The 15604-nt window shown below is 63.4% G+C and carries 17 protein-coding genes; 8 read left to right on the forward strand and 9 right to left on the reverse strand.

Annotated elements, in window-relative coordinates; translation table 11 throughout:
- The first annotated feature begins 38 nt into the window (after nucleotides 1-38).
- The 4 genes from ABIV12_RS15605 (at nucleotide 39) to corA (ending at nucleotide 4445) form a co-directional block, all read left to right on the forward strand.
- Nucleotides 39-881: a transporter associated domain-containing protein gene (locus tag ABIV12_RS15605; protein ID WP_348061025.1), complete on the forward strand. Its 843-nt coding sequence runs from the start codon at nucleotides 39-41 to the stop codon at nucleotides 879-881.
- Nucleotides 871-2175, forward strand: a complete 1305-nt coding sequence (locus tag ABIV12_RS15610; RefSeq protein WP_348060986.1) for a DUF4105 domain-containing protein — start codon at nucleotides 871-873, stop codon at nucleotides 2173-2175. Before ABIV12_RS15605 ends, ABIV12_RS15610 begins: the two co-directional genes overlap by 11 nt.
- Nucleotides 2176-2351: 176 nt before the next feature.
- Nucleotides 2352-3377, forward strand: a complete 1026-nt coding sequence (locus tag ABIV12_RS15615) for a hypothetical protein (protein ID WP_348060988.1) — start codon at nucleotides 2352-2354, stop codon at nucleotides 3375-3377.
- A 48-nt stretch (nucleotides 3378-3425) separates the two neighbouring features.
- Nucleotides 3426-4445 carry a magnesium/cobalt transporter CorA gene (gene corA / locus ABIV12_RS15620; RefSeq protein ID WP_348060990.1) on the forward strand — a complete coding sequence of 340 codons (1020 nt, stop codon included), beginning with the start codon at nucleotides 3426-3428 and terminating at the stop codon, nucleotides 4443-4445.
- Between the two features lie 32 nt (nucleotides 4446-4477).
- On the opposite strand, the gene ABIV12_RS15625 is transcribed toward corA, so the two are convergent.
- Nucleotides 4478-5968 (reverse strand): hypothetical protein, encoded by a 1491-nt coding sequence (locus tag ABIV12_RS15625; protein ID WP_348060992.1) that lies wholly within the window; start codon nucleotides 5966-5968, stop codon nucleotides 4478-4480.
- A 75-nt stretch (nucleotides 5969-6043) separates the two neighbouring features.
- On the opposite strand from ABIV12_RS15625, the gene ABIV12_RS15630 reads away from it, so the two are divergent.
- Nucleotides 6044-6583, forward strand: coding sequence for an NUDIX hydrolase (locus ABIV12_RS15630; RefSeq protein ID WP_348060994.1), 540 nt, complete (start codon nucleotides 6044-6046; stop codon nucleotides 6581-6583).
- Nucleotides 6584-6815: 232 nt separating this feature from the next.
- On the opposite strand, the gene ABIV12_RS15635 is transcribed toward ABIV12_RS15630, so the two are convergent.
- From ABIV12_RS15635 to rsmD, 8 genes are all read right to left on the reverse strand, one after another.
- Complete coding sequence (locus tag ABIV12_RS15635) at nucleotides 6816-7217, reverse strand: MAPEG family protein (RefSeq protein WP_348060996.1); 402 nt, start codon at nucleotides 7215-7217, stop codon at nucleotides 6816-6818.
- Between the two features lie 179 nt (nucleotides 7218-7396).
- Nucleotides 7397-8095: a TMEM43 family protein gene (locus ABIV12_RS15640; RefSeq protein ID WP_348060998.1), complete on the reverse strand. Its 699-nt coding sequence runs from the start codon at nucleotides 8093-8095 to the stop codon at nucleotides 7397-7399.
- The gene (locus ABIV12_RS15645; protein ID WP_348061000.1) at nucleotides 8095-8970 is read right to left on the reverse strand and encodes an MBL fold metallo-hydrolase; all 876 of its coding nucleotides are present in this window, start codon (nucleotides 8968-8970) and stop codon (nucleotides 8095-8097) included. The genes ABIV12_RS15640 and ABIV12_RS15645 overlap by 1 nt, the downstream gene beginning before the upstream one ends.
- Before the next feature lie 136 nt (nucleotides 8971-9106).
- Nucleotides 9107-10783, reverse strand: a complete 1677-nt coding sequence (gene ggt / locus ABIV12_RS15650) for a gamma-glutamyltransferase (RefSeq protein ID WP_348061002.1) — start codon at nucleotides 10781-10783, stop codon at nucleotides 9107-9109.
- Nucleotides 10780-11037, reverse strand: a complete 258-nt coding sequence (locus ABIV12_RS15655; RefSeq protein WP_348061004.1) for a YfhL family 4Fe-4S dicluster ferredoxin — start codon at nucleotides 11035-11037, stop codon at nucleotides 10780-10782. Before ABIV12_RS15655 ends, ggt begins: the two co-directional genes overlap by 4 nt.
- Before the next feature lie 76 nt (nucleotides 11038-11113).
- Complete coding sequence (locus ABIV12_RS15660) at nucleotides 11114-11626, reverse strand: hypothetical protein (RefSeq protein WP_348061006.1); 513 nt, start codon at nucleotides 11624-11626, stop codon at nucleotides 11114-11116.
- A gap of 6 nt (nucleotides 11627-11632) precedes the next feature.
- Nucleotides 11633-12145 carry a pantetheine-phosphate adenylyltransferase gene (gene coaD, locus ABIV12_RS15665; RefSeq protein ID WP_348061008.1) on the reverse strand — a complete coding sequence of 171 codons (513 nt, stop codon included), beginning with the start codon at nucleotides 12143-12145 and terminating at the stop codon, nucleotides 11633-11635.
- A gap of 29 nt (nucleotides 12146-12174) precedes the next feature.
- Nucleotides 12175-12762, reverse strand: a complete 588-nt coding sequence (rsmD, locus tag ABIV12_RS15670) for a 16S rRNA (guanine(966)-N(2))-methyltransferase RsmD (protein ID WP_348061010.1) — start codon at nucleotides 12760-12762, stop codon at nucleotides 12175-12177.
- Between the two features lie 59 nt (nucleotides 12763-12821).
- Here rsmD and ftsY point away from each other — a divergent pair, with 59 nt between their 5' ends.
- From ftsY to mutY, 3 genes are all read left to right on the forward strand, one after another.
- Nucleotides 12822-13913 (forward strand): signal recognition particle-docking protein FtsY, encoded by a 1092-nt coding sequence (ftsY, locus tag ABIV12_RS15675; protein ID WP_348061012.1) that lies wholly within the window; start codon nucleotides 12822-12824, stop codon nucleotides 13911-13913.
- Nucleotides 13914-14244: 331 nt separating this feature from the next.
- Nucleotides 14245-14928, forward strand: coding sequence for an AsmA family protein (locus tag ABIV12_RS15680; RefSeq protein ID WP_348061014.1), 684 nt, complete (start codon nucleotides 14245-14247; stop codon nucleotides 14926-14928).
- A partial coding sequence (mutY, locus tag ABIV12_RS15685; RefSeq protein WP_348061016.1) for an A/G-specific adenine glycosylase occupies nucleotides 14925-15604 on the forward strand: 680 nt, incomplete at its 3' end. The genes ABIV12_RS15680 and mutY, both read left to right, overlap by 4 nt.

Genomic DNA, 15604 nt, shown 5'->3' on the forward strand with positions numbered 1-15604 from the left:
ACTGCCGCACCGCCCGACCGGGCATGCGCACAGTGGAAATGAGCGAGGATCCCCCCAGTAACGCTCCGTCGCGATCTTGGTTCGAGCGCATCAGCCAGGCGCTTTCCGGTGAACCGCAGAGTCGCGAAGAGCTGATCGAAGAGCTCCGTCACGCGCAAGCCAACGGCCTGATGTCCAACGACACGCTGTCGATGGTCGAGGGGGCGATCCAGGTCGCCGACCTCACCGTTTCCGACGTGATGGTGCCGCGCGCGCAGATGGTGTCGCTGCCGATCGATGCAGCATTGCCGCAGATTCTCAAGGACGTCCTCGAGTCAGGCCACTCGCGCTTCCCGGTGCACGCCGGCGACAAGGACGAGATCCTCGGCATCCTGTTGGCCAAGGACCTGCTGCGCTGCTACACCGAGGACACCAGCGCCGACATCCGCAGCCTGCTCCGGCCGGTGACGATGATTCCGGAATCGAAGCGGCTCAACATCCTGCTGAAGGAGTTCCGTCTCTCGCGCAACCACATGGCGATCGTGGTCGACGAATACGGTGGAGTCGCCGGACTCGTCACCATCGAGGACGTGCTGGAACAGATCGTCGGCGACATCGACGACGAGCACGACGACGACGACGACGAGCAGACGATGATCCAGGGCAGCGCCAACGGCGATTTCCTGGTCAACGCCCTCACTCCGATTGCCGAATTCAACGAGCGGTTCGACAGTTCGTTCAGCGACGAGGAGTTCGACACGGTCGGCGGCATGGTCACCAGCGAGATGGGTTACCTGCCGCAAGTCGGTAACGAAGCCGCGTTCGGCGGATTCCATTTCCAGGTGACCCGCGCCGATGACCGCCGCGTGCTGCAGTTTGCGGTGCGGGTGCATGACGCCTGAGTGCCGGGAATCGGAGAGGCCGCGCTTTCCCCGTGTCGGCCGCCTGCTGCAAAGGCTCGCGACGAGCCTCTTCGGATGCATCGCGAGCATCACCACGGTGTCGGCACAGTTGCCCGATCCCTCGCCGCTCACCAACCCGGATTCCCAGCCGGAAATCAGCCTTCTGACCATCGGGCCCGGCGACATCTTCTTCGAGCGCTTCGGGCACAACGCGATCGTGGTGCGCGATCCGGCGGGAGGCGATGCGCTGCTCTACAACTACGGCATCTTCGATTTGAGCCAGCAGGATTTCCTGCTCAACTTCGCGCGCGGCCGCATGCGCTATCTCATGGCGGTTGATGACTTCGACGACGATGTGCAGATGTATCGCGACGAGGGTCGGCAGATCACCGAGCAGCGCCTGAACCTGTTGCCGATGCAAGCGCGCGCGCTGGTTGAATTCCTCGAGTGGAATGCGCGCCCGGAAAATGCGCAGTACCGCTACGACTACTTCGAAGCGAACTGCTCGACGCGGGTGCGCGATGCGCTGGACAAGGCGCTCGGTGGCGCCCTGCACGCACAGAGCGAAGGACGCTCGCGTGGCTACACGTATCGCCTCGACGCATTGCGCCTGATGGCGCCGGCGCCGCTGCTGATGCTCGGCATCGACCTCGGCCTCGGACCCTACGCCGACCAGCGCATCGATTACTGGCAGGAAAGCTTCGTGCCGGAAACGCTGAGCACGCTGTTGCCGCTGATCACGATGAAAGACGCGGATGGCAAGGACATGCCGCTCGTTCGCCCGACCGTCACCATCGCCGTCGGACAGGTGGAGGAACCGCCCGCGCTGCCGCCCGACCTGCGCTGGGAATTTCTCGCGCTTGGTCTCGCGGTCGGCGTCGCGATCGTGCTGCTCGGCCGGTCACAGCGAGTGGCCGCACGCATTCCGCTGGCCGTGTTCGCCACGCTGTTCGAACTGTTTTGCGGACTCGGCGGATGCGTCCTGCTGTTCCTGTGGCTGGCGACCGACCACAAGGCGGCATGGCGCAACGAAAACCTGCTGCTGCTCAGCCCGCTCTGCCTGCTGCTGATTCCGGCGTGGATCGGCGCGTTTCGGGCAAACGCACGTGCGCGCAATGCGACAAGCTGGATCGCGTGGTCCGTCGCAGTGATTGCCGGCATCGCCCTGTTCTCGAAAATCCTGCCATGGTTCGTGCAGTCCAACGTGCAGTGGATCGTGCTGTTCCTGCCAATCCATGTCGCGCTAGCGATGGGGCTTCAGGCGCGTCCGCGCGTTCCGATTCGAGCGCGATGACGCGAAGCGGCTGGATCCCTCTGGTCGCGCTCCTGGTCGCGATTGCGATCGCGGGCGGCATCGCGCTGCATCGACATCACGCGTCACGCGCGATACCGCGACATGCAGAGCAGACAACGCCGGTGGCGGCTCCCGCGATATCAGCGTCTTCGCTGTCTCACGACCCGGTCCCACAGGTGGCGGCGCGCGAAGCGATCACTGCAGATCCACAGCGTAGCGCGCAGGACTGGGCCGAACTTGCGGGCCACGTGATCGAGGCCAAGGACGCACGTATGTGGGGCAACGAGGTCGCGCAATTGGTGCGTCTCCCGCCCGGTGAAGCATGGCAGGCGTTGACCGCCTTGGCGCGCGATGGCGACCAGCGCGCAGCGACGGCGGCGCTGCTGTTGGCCAGCGACTGCCAGTCGTTGGGTACACGGGCCGCTGCGGACGCGACGCACCACACGTCGTATGTTGACCGTCTCGTCCTTGGCATGCCCGCGCAATGGAGCCAGTTCATCCGCGCGCTCGACAGCGATGTGCAACAGCGCCTGAGCGACCGCGTCGCCGATTGCGAAGGCATTGGCGGAACGATCGACTTCGCGATGATGGCCATCGACCGGTTTTTCAGCGCGGACGATCCGCAAATCCAGATCGACGCCTCGCTCGACAACCCGGACGATACCGAAGCGATTGCCGACCTGCGCCATCTCACCGATGAACTCCACGACACGCGGGCGCAACGCGCGCTCGGTGCGCGCCTGCTACGCTCGCACGACATTGGCGAACGCGCGGAGGGTCGAGCTATTCTCGAGGAACTGGCCCGTGCGGGAGATGCTGAAGCGATCGTGTTTCTCGCCCTCGATCAGGCGGATCCAACCCGGCCCCCTTCCGATCGTCCGGTATGGACAGACGACTGGATCACACGCGCAGCGGGCCTCGGCAAATGGCAGCTGCTCGACAAGCAAATCGGCAACCTGCGTGCGGAGAACAATCCCGTCGAAGCGTTAGCATGGGCGCTGTATCGATTTCAGCTTGCTCAGGCGGGTTGTTTCGAATCGGGACAGCCGCAGCTTTACTTTCTTGCCCAGTACGCGAAAGATGTGTTCAGCTGGCAGGGTGCACTGAATGAAGCGCAGATAGAAGCTGCGCGGAACGGGCTCGCGGCGATCAATCTGCAATGGCGCGCGAAGGCGGATGCCTATCTCGGCTGTGGCGGATGATGCCGATCGCGATTGCCGCCGTCATGTCGGTCGCGGCATGATGCGTCGATGAACAGCGCTCCGAACGTCCTGCCGACCGATCCCACCTGCACCGACCCGATGGTCGTCAATTGCGTCGCCTATGGTGTCGATGGGCGGCGTCTGCGCGACATCACGATCGAGGAAATCAGCGACGTACTGGAAACACCGGACGAATGGGTCTGGGTCGGCCTGCATGAACCGAGCGAGCAGATGCTCGAAAAACTGCAGGAGGAATTCGGACTGCACGAACTCGCCGTCGAGGACGCGCACAACGCGCACCAGCGCGCGAAGATCGAGGTCTACGGAGAATCGCTGTTCATCGTCGCGCACACCGCGCAGGTGGTCGCCAGCAAAATTGCGTTTGGCGAGACGCACATCTTCGTCGGCCGCCGCTACATCGTCACCGTGCGTCACGGTGCATCGCTGAGTTACGCCTCGGCGCGGCGCGGCTGCGAGCAGGCCACCGACATGCTCGCGCTGGGTCCGAGCTACTCGCTCTACGCGGTACTCGATTTCATCGTCGACAACTTCTTCCCGATCGTGCGCGAGTTCCAGGAGGAACTGCAGGAACTGGAAGAGGAAGTATTCCAGGAGACGTTCAAGCGCGAGACCATCAAGCGCTTGTACCAACTCAAAAAGGAACTGGTGAACCTGCGCCTTGCAATCGCGCCGATCCAGGACATTCTCAACCAACTCGTGCGCCAGTATCCAACGCTGATTCGCGACGAGGTGCGGCCGTATTTCCGCGACGTCTATGACCACGCAGCGCGCGTCAACGAATCGACCGACACGATGCGCGAGATGCTGACTGCAGCGCTCAGTGTGAACCTTGCGCTGGTGACCGTGGCGCAGGGCGAGATCGTCAAGCGTCTCGCGGGCTGGGCGGCGCTGCTCGCCGCGCCGACGCTGCTGGCCAGCTGGTACGGAATGAACTTCCACCACATGCCCGAGCTCGACAAGCCGTGGGCCTATCCTGTGATGATCACCGTCACCGCGAGCATCTGCGCGGTGTTGTTCTGGGTGCTGAAGCGCGCTGGGTGGTTGTAGACGCGGCCGTCCGCTGGATGAATGCGAACGGGTCAGTTCGACGGCGCGACCACAGCCCCACCTTCAACGTTGGAAAACCGGCCCGGTGTCGCGAGCGGACCTGGAAACGCCGGCGCGGAAGGCCTGGATTTCGGCGCTGCACGACGCGTGTCGATTCCGGTCTGATCCCACGAGAAACGCAGGTTGCTGCGGAACACGTGCACCGGTTCCAGCTTCGTTCCGGCCTTCGGCGTGCCGTACGTATCGTAGGCATTTTTCTGGCTATTGGCGACGAAGTAGAGCTTGTCGCCGCTCACCGTGCCGTACGTCGGCAACGCGAACGCCGGATTTGCCACATCGATCGGCATCGCACTGACAATGCCGTGCCCGTCGTTGCTCAATTTCAGGCGCATCACCCGGTGCGGCGTCATGCCATTCTGGATGACAACGAGCGTACCGTCGTACCAGTAGAGTCCATCGATGCCGCCAAGAGCGAGCACCGACGGCTCGAAATCCAACTCGAAACCGGTTCCCCCGCTGAGATCGACGCCGAGCACGCCAAGGGCATAGTCTGCGAGGTAGAGCGTCTTGCCGTCGCCACTGACCGCCAACCCGCGCAGGCTGGTGAAGCGCGGATTTTCAACCATCGGCTTGAGCGTCGTTCCATCCAGGTGATAGACGATGTTGTGGACGCCATCGGCGGCGTAGACCTGGCCACCCTTGCCGACCGCGATGCTCGAAAGCGTGCGCGGCGGTCCGCCCGCGGGTAGCAGGTATTTCGCAACCAGCTTGCCGGTCGACAGCTTGAACTTGAAGACGCCTGCCTTTCCGAAATCGGTCTGGGAAAACCCCTTGAAGTACACCGACGACGTGCTCGCGACGTACAGCGCATCGTCGTCCGGATCGGCCGCCATCGCATAGACGCTCCAGAGTCCGTTGGTGGAATCGGGAACGATGAAATCGTGCAATGTTCCGGTCGGATCGACCAGCGAGATCTTTCCGTCCCGAACGCTGCCTGCAAGAAACTGCTTGCGCGTGGGGTCGTAGGCGAGCGACTCGATCAGCGTGTCGCCGTTCGGAAACGAAAACGCCACGCTTCCTTCGCCAAACTTTTTCATGTTTGTCTTCAGGCTGTCGACGATGTAGGTCCACACCTTGGTGCCGGAAACGTTTGAAAAATTCGGATTGGTCGTCAGGTCATAGCCAAAGCCTGCCTTCTGCAGAAACAGCAATGTCTCGTACGCCTTGCTCTTGTCACCGCGGAGCGCATAGGTCGTCGCGAGCGCGAGCTTGAGGTCGCCATTGTTCGGTGCGAGCACGTTGAGCCGCTGCAGCGTCCACACCAGTCGCTCGAGGTCGCCCTTCTGCTTGTAGAACGCGGCGAGACGGTAAAGCGCCTGCGGCGCCTCGGTCTGGCCAATCTGGCGCTCGCTGAGCGAAGAAGGATCGATCTGCGGGCGACCCACGTCTGCGGCGACCTGCGCCAACGCGGCGGAACTGGCGACGCAAAACGCAACGGCGTACAGAATTTGCTTGATCTTCATCAGGGTTACCTCGCAAGCTTGGCGGTCGTTGGCAGACCGCCACAAGCGCGAAAAAGTTCAGGACAGCCGCCTAACATGACCGAAACCGAAACGCTTTGCAACGGAGACTGGCTACGCCTCAAGCGCCGCGGGCAGTGGGAATACGCCGAACGGACAAACCCGGGCGGTGCCGTTGTCATCATTGCGGTGACGCCGGACGATTGCGTCCTGTTCGTCGAGCAATACCGCGCGGCGATCGACTGCAAGACGATCGAAATGCCCGCAGGGCTGGTGGGCGACGTTGAAACCAGCACTGACGAAAGCGCCATCGATGCGGCGCATCGCGAGCTTGTCGAGGAAACCGGCTACCGCGCGCAGCGCATCGTTTTCCTGATGGAAGGCCCGACCTCGTCCGGCATGAGCAACGAGATTCTCGGATTCGTCCGCGCCTACGATCTCACCCGCGAGCACGCGGGTGGCGGGGATGACACCGAGCAGATCGTCGTGCACGAAATTCCCCGCGAGGCCGCACCGGCGTGGCTGGTTTCGAAAATGCGCGACGGCTTTTCGATCGACCCGAAATTGTTCGCAGGTCTCTATCTGCTCGATCACGGCGAGACGCTGTTTACACGCTGAACGCGCTTCGCTGAATCCGCGTCGCAGAAGGCGCATCGGTTGGACGACCGCAGATCGGCCGGCAGATTTTCGTGCACGACGACGCAAAAGCGCCGGCCGCACAAAACGCGTCCGGCCTACGTTGATTCAACCTCAACACGTAGCGCGAATCGGCGCGTAGGCTGGACAACCGCAGGTCGGCCGGCAGGTTTGTGTGCGTCGCCATGCAAGCGCCGGCCGCACAAGGCGAGTGTCAAAGCGACGTCGCGGTCCACGCAAACCACTGCCACAACAGCAGCAGCGCCATCACCCCCATCAGCAACCACGTCGCGACGGTGCCAATCAGGCGACCCACGCCCATACTGCGCGCTCCCGACATACCGATCGCATGCGCGATCCGCGCGACGATCAACAGGCATCCGAAGACGTGCAGCCAGAGCGGATGCGTCTGGTTGAGTTCGAGCATCAACAACAGCAACAGCGCGAGGGGCAGGTTTTCGAGTGCATTGGCATGCGCACGAATGCGCGCAACCATGTCGGCGTGACCCCCGTCGCCCAGGCTCAGCTTGTGGGTCCGTCGCCCGGTCGAGACGCGACCGGCAAGAACGAGCACGAGCAGCGTGGCAAGCGCCACGTAGATTCCGGTGATATGCATGGGATTCCTGGAATGGGATTGCAGGTCGGTGCCGTGGCGAAATCGACGGCGCACACGAAGTCGCGATACAGCCACCATCACGCGGCAGCGAGTATCCCACGGACTCGCCCGCACACCACCCGCGTCGTCCGCTCCTGGGCAAACACGGAACGATTAGACGGGCAAACGCATGGCGCGCCTCACTGCAACCGATCACCACGCTGGACGCCCGACCATGTTTGTTTCAGGCCAGCGGGCAGCACACGATACGTCACGCGCAGGTCACCCGCTTCGGGTTGCCCGGCATTGGTCGCGGCGACCAGCACGCCGTCCTTGACGCGAAACGTCGCGGCGAGATTTTCCGGCAGTTGTTCCAGGCGAATCGGGTAAGGCGTAGCGCCGCTCTCGTCCGGCACTCGCGCGTTGTCGACTCGAAATGCACCGAGGCGCACGTTCTCGCCGAGAAAGGTTTCGCTCGATAACGGAAATGCGCCTGGATTATCGTGCCCTGCCTTCTCATGGAACGCCGACGAATGGACAGCTCTCTCCGACCAGTCCAGCGCGTAACCGCACTTGCCCGCGACGCAATGCTCGATCCATTGCAGCATCTCGACCTTTCGCCACAGCACCGCTGAATCCGAAAGAATGCCCAGGCGCGGGTCCCTGGCCGGCTTGTCCATGCGGACCTCCCCCGTAATACGCACACGCTTGCCTTCGTTCGACGGATCGATTCGCGGCTCCGCCATATCAACCGGCGTCGCGGTTGGTTGCTCGTGCACAACGGTCGTCGCCGAGCGGTGGTGCCACACGTACCAGCCGCCGCCCGCGAGCGTGGCGATCACCAGCAGCCCCAGAATCGGCGAATACGAAGGCGCTTTGTTCCCACGCTTGCGCGCCATCAGGCTGCCACGCCCTTCAGCTCTGCGACTTCGTTGGTGGTCGAATAGCGCCCGCTGTCATCTCGCACCACATCCGCACTCGCACATTCGACGTCGTGCGTGAAGAACAGCCGCATCTGCTTGGCGAGCATGTCGTCGAGGAACGCGCGTTTTTCGTCGATCAGCAGTTCCGGAAACCGGTCGTAGCCCATGGTGACCGGAAGATGGACCCAGGGTCGACCCGGGATCAGGTCCGCACAGAATGCGATGCCGCCGGCGCCATCTGCACCGCTGCCGGAGATCTCCGCCAGCATCAGCCCTGGTGTGTGGCCGCTTGAATACGAAAACCGCACCTGCATGCCGAGTGTCGGCGATCGCGAACCCTGCACGCGTTCGAGCCGACCGGAGGCTTCCAGCAACGGATGCAGTTCCGCAATGAACGATGCGCGATCACGCGGATGCGGATTCAGCGCGCGCTGCCAGCATTCCTCGCCAACCAGATACGTCGCGTTCGGAAACAACAGGTTCGGCGGCTTGCCTTCTTCCCACGCAGACAGCAAACCGCCGGCATGATCGAAATGAAGATGCGACAGCACCACCGCATCGATGTCCTCGTGCGAGAACCCGGCCGAGCGCAGCGAATCGAGCAACACATGCTGCGGTTCCATCACGCCGAAACGCTCGCGCATCTTTGGTGCGAAGAACGCGCCGATACCTGTCTCGAACAACACGTTCCTGCCGTTGAGTCCTTCAACGAGCAGGCAGCGGCACGCGAGAGGAATACGTCCCGCGTCATCGGGCATGATCCAGCGCGCCCACATGCCGCGCGGCACGTTGCCGAACATGGCGCCGCCGTCGAGACGTTGCGAGTTGCCGAGGATGGACCAGAATTTCATGGTTTCGAGAACCTCCACACAAGACGTCAATCCGCAAACGCGGGAATGCCTCATGCTGTTTTGAATGGATGCCCGCTTTCGCGGCCATGACGTCAATGAGCCGTGGACTCGAGTGTTCGGAATTCGGGCGTCCGAATCATTTCACCACGCCACTGCCGGAGATCCCGCGTGGGTCCGCCGCGGCATGCATCTCGCCCGTCTTGCGATTCCAGCTCACGACATTCATGAAACCGAACGGCCACGTGCTCGCTGCGACGTTGAGCGTGTAGCCCATCGCTTCGAGCGCCGTCTGCTCGTCCGCACTGAACGCGCCCTTTTCGGCGGAAATCTGGTCGGGCAGGTACTGATGGTGGTAGCGCGGGTGCGCAACGATCGCTTCCGGCAAATCTCCGTCGACGAACGACAGGATGCCTTCGAGCACGATCGTGATGATGTAGCTGCCACCCGGTGTTCCGAGCACGCCGATGCGGTCCTTGCCGACCACAAAGCTCGGCGTCATCGACGACAGCGGTCGGCTGCCGGGCTTCGGCGCGTTGTTGTCGTTGCCGAGCAGGCCATACGCGTTCGGCTTACCGGCGACCAGTGCGAAATCGTCCATCTCGTTGTTGAGCACGAAGCCGGTGCCTGGAACGACGAACTTCGAGCCAAACGTGGTGTTGACCGTCTGCGTCGCGGAGACCAGGTTGCCGTCCTTGTCGATGATCGAGAAGTGCGAGGTGTGCATGCTCTCCGGCGGCGGCATGTAACCTGGCAGCATGTCGCTCGGCGTCGCCTTGTCCGGGTGGATCGACGCGCGCAAGCCCGCTGCGTACAGCGGACTGGTGAGTTCGGCAACCGGCATCTTCACGAAGTCCGGATCACCCAGGTATTCGGCGCGGTCGCGATACGCGCGACGCATCGTTTCGACGATGGTGTGAATGCGATGCACGCGATCGAGTTTGGGAAGATCGTAGCCCGACAGCATGTTGAGCATTTCGGCGAGCGCAATGCCGCCCGACGAAGGCGGCGGCGCCGTCACGATATGCCAGTCGCCGTATTCGAACGCGATCGGGGCACGCTCCTTCACGGTGTAGCTTGCAAGATCCTCAAGCGTCCAGCGTCCGCCGGCGGCACGTACGCCATCGACCAGTCGTTTGGCGAATGCGCCCTTGTAGAACGCCGCGTCCTTTTCCGCGGCAATCGATTCGAGCAGCCGCGCGAGATCAGGCGTGCGGAAGGTCCAGCCTTCCTGTGGCGGCTTTCCGTCCGGCAGGTACAACGCAACGGACGCCGGATAGCGTTTCATGATCTCGGCCGCGCGCGGCAGTCCGCGCAGGAAACGGCCGTCGGGCTTGAACCCTTCGCGTGCAACGCGGATCGCAGGCGCCAGCGATTTGGCGAGTGGAATCCGTCCGTACTTCGTCGCGATCCATACCAGTGCAGCGGGCTCGCCGGGAATCGCCGCCGACAACGGACCATTCAGAGCGTGATCGCGATCCGGCTGGCCGCTCGCGTCGAGATAATCCTTTGGATCGACTGCGGCAGGCGCCGTCTCGCGCGCGTCGATCATCACTTCCTTGCCGTCCGACGCGCGTCGCACGAGGAAGAATCCGCCGCCACCAATGCCCGAACTCTGCGGCTCGACCACCGACAGCATCGCCGCAACCGCCACTGCCGCGTCGAACGCGTTGCCACCCGCGGCGAGCGCGTCGAACCCCGCCTGCGTCGCCAGCACATGGGCGCTCGAGATCGCGGCGTGTCCCGGCGTTTCCGCGGCAACAGCACACTGGGCCCACGCGACGAGCACGGATGCGACCAGCACGATTCGCTTCATGGCACGTCCTCGCGAGTCAGGCTCGCTTTTTTCGCCAGCAACTGCTCGCGGGATTCGACATTCACCGGATCGGTGAAGATGCATTCCACCGGGCAGACGATCACGCATTGCGGCTCGTCGTAGTGTCCGACGCACTCGGTGCACAGATCGGGCGCGATTTCGTAGTACTCGACGCCGAGGCTGATCGCCTTGTTCGGGCAAACCGGTTCGCACACGTCGCAATTGACGCATTGATCGGTGATTTTGAGCGACATCGTGGCGGCAGGTATGCGCGGGGTGGGGATTCGTCAGACGCGCGCGGCTGCGAATCCCGAACCGCCAATTCCTATCCTACTTCGCCTCGACGAACCGAACCGTCGCAGCAGACGGCGCCAGTGCGGTTTTCACCGCCTCGGCATCGGCAGGAGTGCCGACAAAGAGAACGAAGACATCCTTGAACGCGCCTGTCTGCGCCTCCTTGAACGCATCCGTGACGAATTGCGCGGTCATGCTGGAGTTGGGGCCGCCGAACGCAAGCATGTTGCCGGGGAGCACGTTGCGCGCGACCACGTTCTTCACGTTGGTCAACTGGTTTTCGCGATCGCCCTTGGACTTGTCGTCATCGCCACCCGGAACAAAGTACATGTAGGGGTGATTGCTGCGCACACCTTCAAGATTCGCGGAGACCACGCTCACCAGATACTGCTTCCACGCACTGGTGTCCGCCGCGTTGGTCGGCATCGGCAGCACCGTCGGCTTCTGTTCGACCACGTCCACCTTGGGCTTGTCGGCCCCCTTGTCGCAGGCGGTGAGCGTGAGGGCCGCGACGCCGGCGAAGGCGATAATGCTGAAGATCTTGCGCATGGCTTGCTACCTCTTGGTTGAATTCAAATAGCGCGTTCGCAGCGCCTGCTGCACGGCCGGTGGAACGAATCCGGACACATCGCCGCCGAGTCGCGCGATTTCGCGCACCAGCGACGAGGAAATGAAACTGTATTGCTCAGCGGGCGTCAGGAACAACGTCTCCGCCGCGGGAATCAGGTGGCGGTTCATGCTCGCCAACTGGAATTCGTATTCGAAATCGGACACGGCGCGGAGCCCGCGCAGGATCACGCCCGCTCCGATCTCCTCCACGAAGACGGCGAGCAACGCGGAAAACCCGAGCACCTCGACGTTCGGCAATCCGGCGAGCGCATCGCGGGCAAGCTCGATCCGCTCATCCAGCGTGAACAGCGGGCTCTTCGACGAACTGTCGGCAATCGCAACGATCAACCGATCAAACAACGGCGAAGCACGACTGGCCAGGTCAATGTGGCCGTTGGTGATCGGGTCGAATGTACCCGGATACACCGCGATGCGCGCGCGCTGTTGAGTAGTCGCCATCTGTGACCGCTGCCCCGCCCAAATGACGGCTAGCTTAGCGGATCGGCGCCGACGCGACGATACAACGCGTAGCGCACGGTTCCGGCCTGCCCTTCCCGATGCAACGCCCAGTTTTCAGGCAGTGTGATCGCCGCATCCGGTGGTCCTTCGACATGGATGAACGCCTGCGCCGACAGCCAGCCGCCTGCTTCGAGCCGCGCCGCGGCATCGGTCCACAGGTTCGAGGTGAACGGCGGGTCGAGGAACACCACGTCGAACGGCTGCGCAGGTGACGACAGATAACTGCCGGCGTCGTCGCAGCGGACTTCTGCGTGATCGACTTTGAGTCGAGTGACGTTCTGTTCGAGCAACGCACAGAGGTTGCGATCGCGTTCGACAAACACACACGCCGCCGCACCGCGGGACATCGCCTCCAGCCCCAGCGCGCCGGTGCCGGCGAACAAATCGAGGCAGCGAGCGCCTTCGATCACCGGCGCAAGCCAGTTGAACACCGTTTCCCGCACGCGATCGGGCGTGGGCCGCAAGCCTCGCGCGTCCGGTACCTCCAGCCGCGATCGGCGCAAGGTTCCCCCGACGATACGCACTGAACCGGAGGCAATGACTCTGGACTTGGACATCGGTTGAAGGGCACCGGTGATAGCATGGAGGGCCCGCATTCTCGCCCAATTCGCTCGCAATGCTGAAGTTCTGGAAGAAGAAGCCGGCGCCGGACGCCGTGCCGGTTGCGCCGGTCGCCGAGCCTGCCCCCGATTCCGGTGCGCTCGTTGAAGACACGCAACCCGCCACCGAGGTCGCCGCCGATCATCCGGTGGCGATTGAAGCTCTCGAACCGGCGGTCATCGAACCGGCCAAGCGCTCGTGGCGCGAACGCCTGTCGGGCAGCGGATTCGCCAAAGGATTGTCGTCGCTGTTCGTGCGCCATCCGGTGCTCGATGACGCGTTCCTCGACGCACTCGAAACCTGCCTGATCACCGCGGATGTCGGCGTGGCAACCGCCACCGAACTGGTCGAACGGCTGCGCGTACGCACAGCGAAACGGGAATTTGCCGACGTTGGTGCGCTGCTCTCCGCGTTGCGCTCCGAACTCGTCGAGCGCCTGCGTGGCGTCGAGAAACCGCTCGACGTGACCGGCCGCAAACCGTTCGTGCTGCTGATGGTCGGCGTCAACGGCGTCGGCAAGACCACCACCATCGGCAAGCTCGCATACCGCTACAAGAACGAAGGCCGCAACGTCGTGCTCGCCGCCGGCGACACCTTCCGCGCTGCCGCGGTCGAACAGCTGCAGAGCTGGGGCACGCGCAACAGCGTGCCGGTGATCTCGCAAGGCTCGGGCGCCGACTCGGCCAGCGTGATCTTCGATGCGCTGCAAACGGCCCGCTCGCGCGGCGCCGACGTGATGATCGCGGACACCGCTGGTCGCCTGCACACACAAACCGGCCTTATGGACGAGTTGTCGAAAATCCGCCGAGTGCTGGCGAAGCTCGACCCGGATGCACCGCACGAAGCGCTGTTGGTGATCGACGGCACCACCGGCCAGAACGCAATCAACCAGGTGCGCCAGTTCAGCCAGGCGATCGGCGTCACCGGCCTCGTCGTCACAAAGCTCGACGGCACCGCGAAAGGCGGCGTGATCTTCGCCCTCGCCCGCGAATTCGGCCTGCCGATCCGCTACGTCGGCCTCGGTGAAACCGCGCAGGATCTGCGCGTGTTCGATGCCGCGGCGTTTGTGGACGGGCTGCTGCCTGCGACGATTGGAACCGCCGGCTGAGAAAATCGTCGGCCCCGCGAGATGTTCGTGGGAGCGGCTTCAGCCGCGATGGTCTGCTGCGCGCGGTCAAGCATCGCGGCTGAAGCCGCTCCTACAAAGATTCGTCGTCATCTCCACGCATCCGATGTGCACGCCGCTCAGACAATCCATCGCCGCGCGCGCATGAATCCTTCCCCTGCAAAGCGGGGGAAGGAAAAATCCATGCTCTCGTAGGCCGGACGCGCTCTTTGCGGCCGGCGCTCTTCGACAGCGTCACCGGACAATCACACGTTCCCCGGGCCTCACGAAAAAGCGCCGGCCGCAAAGAGCGCGTCCGGCCTACACTAGCGCGATGGCTGCAACCGAACCCCGCAAACCGCGTCGACGTTGGCGCATCGCACTTGCGATCTTCGCAATGGTGGTGATTGCGGTCGTGCTCGCGATTCGCCACTACACGCGCACCGATCGCCTCACCGCGCTGATCATCGGCGAAGCTCGCAGCGCGCTCGGTGCCGATCTCACCGTCGGCGGCACCGCGCATTACGACTTCTGGCCGACGCTGCACCTTGTACTCGCGGCGCCGTCTCTGAACGCGCCGAACGCCAGCGCATTCATCAAAGCCGACGCCATCGAAGTGCGTGTGCCATGGCGCATCTTGTGGGCCGATCGCTACGACATTGAACAGATCGACGTCATTCGCCCGGTGCTTGACCTCGATGCGCTCAAACAATGGCTCGCCACGCGGCCCGCATCGAACGCCAGCACCCCCGACATCCGATTCAACCTGCATCTGATCGACGGCAACGCAACATCAGGTGGCATGACCGTTGCCGAAGGTCTCGATATCGCATTCACCAATTCCGGTGATCTCGCTGCATGGATCGACGGCGTGCGCGCGCATCCCGATTCAAGCGCACTCGTTCCGCCGCTCAACGGCAGCGCCGACGCAAAGGTGCTGCAGATTGGAACCACGCGACTCGAAGGTGTCCATCTTGAAGTGAAGGACGACGTTCCTCCACCAGCCTCACACGAATGACCGACACATCCACCGCTTCCCACGCCAGCGACGAATTCGCCAGCGCCCTGCTCGCCTGGTACGACACGCACGGCCGCAAGGACCTTCCGTGGCAACAATCGCGCACCGCTTATCGCGTGTGGCTGAGCGAAGTGATGCTGCAGCAGACGCAGGTGCGCGTGGTGATCGACTACTTCAATCGGTTCGTCGCCGAGTTGCCCACCCTGCCCGACCTCGCCGCCGCATCGGAGGATCGCGTACTCGCGCTGTGGTCCGGCCTCGGCTACTACAGCCGCGCGCGCAACCTCCACCGCACCGCGAACGTCAGCGTCGACCAGCACGGCGGCGACCTGCCGCGCGATGTCGACGCGCTCCGCGAACTTCCCGGCATCGGCCGCTCGACCGCGGCAGCAATCCTCGCGCAATCGTTCGGCGATCGACACGCGATTCTCGACGGCAACGTACGGCGTGTGCTCGCACGCTGGCACGGCGTGCGCGGATGGCCCGGCACGACCGCGAACCAGCGCCTGCTGTGGACATATGCCGAATCGCACACGCCGCACGAACGCGTCGCCGACTACACCCAGGCGATCATGGATCTGGGCGCAACGCTGTGCACCCCGCGTCGTCCGCAATGCGAGCGTTGCCCTGTAGCGGAGCATTGCACTGCACGTCGCGAAGGCATCACCGCGCTCAT

This window comes from Dokdonella sp., assembly GCF_039926425.1.
Lineage (GTDB): Bacteria > Pseudomonadota > Gammaproteobacteria > Xanthomonadales > Rhodanobacteraceae > Dokdonella_A.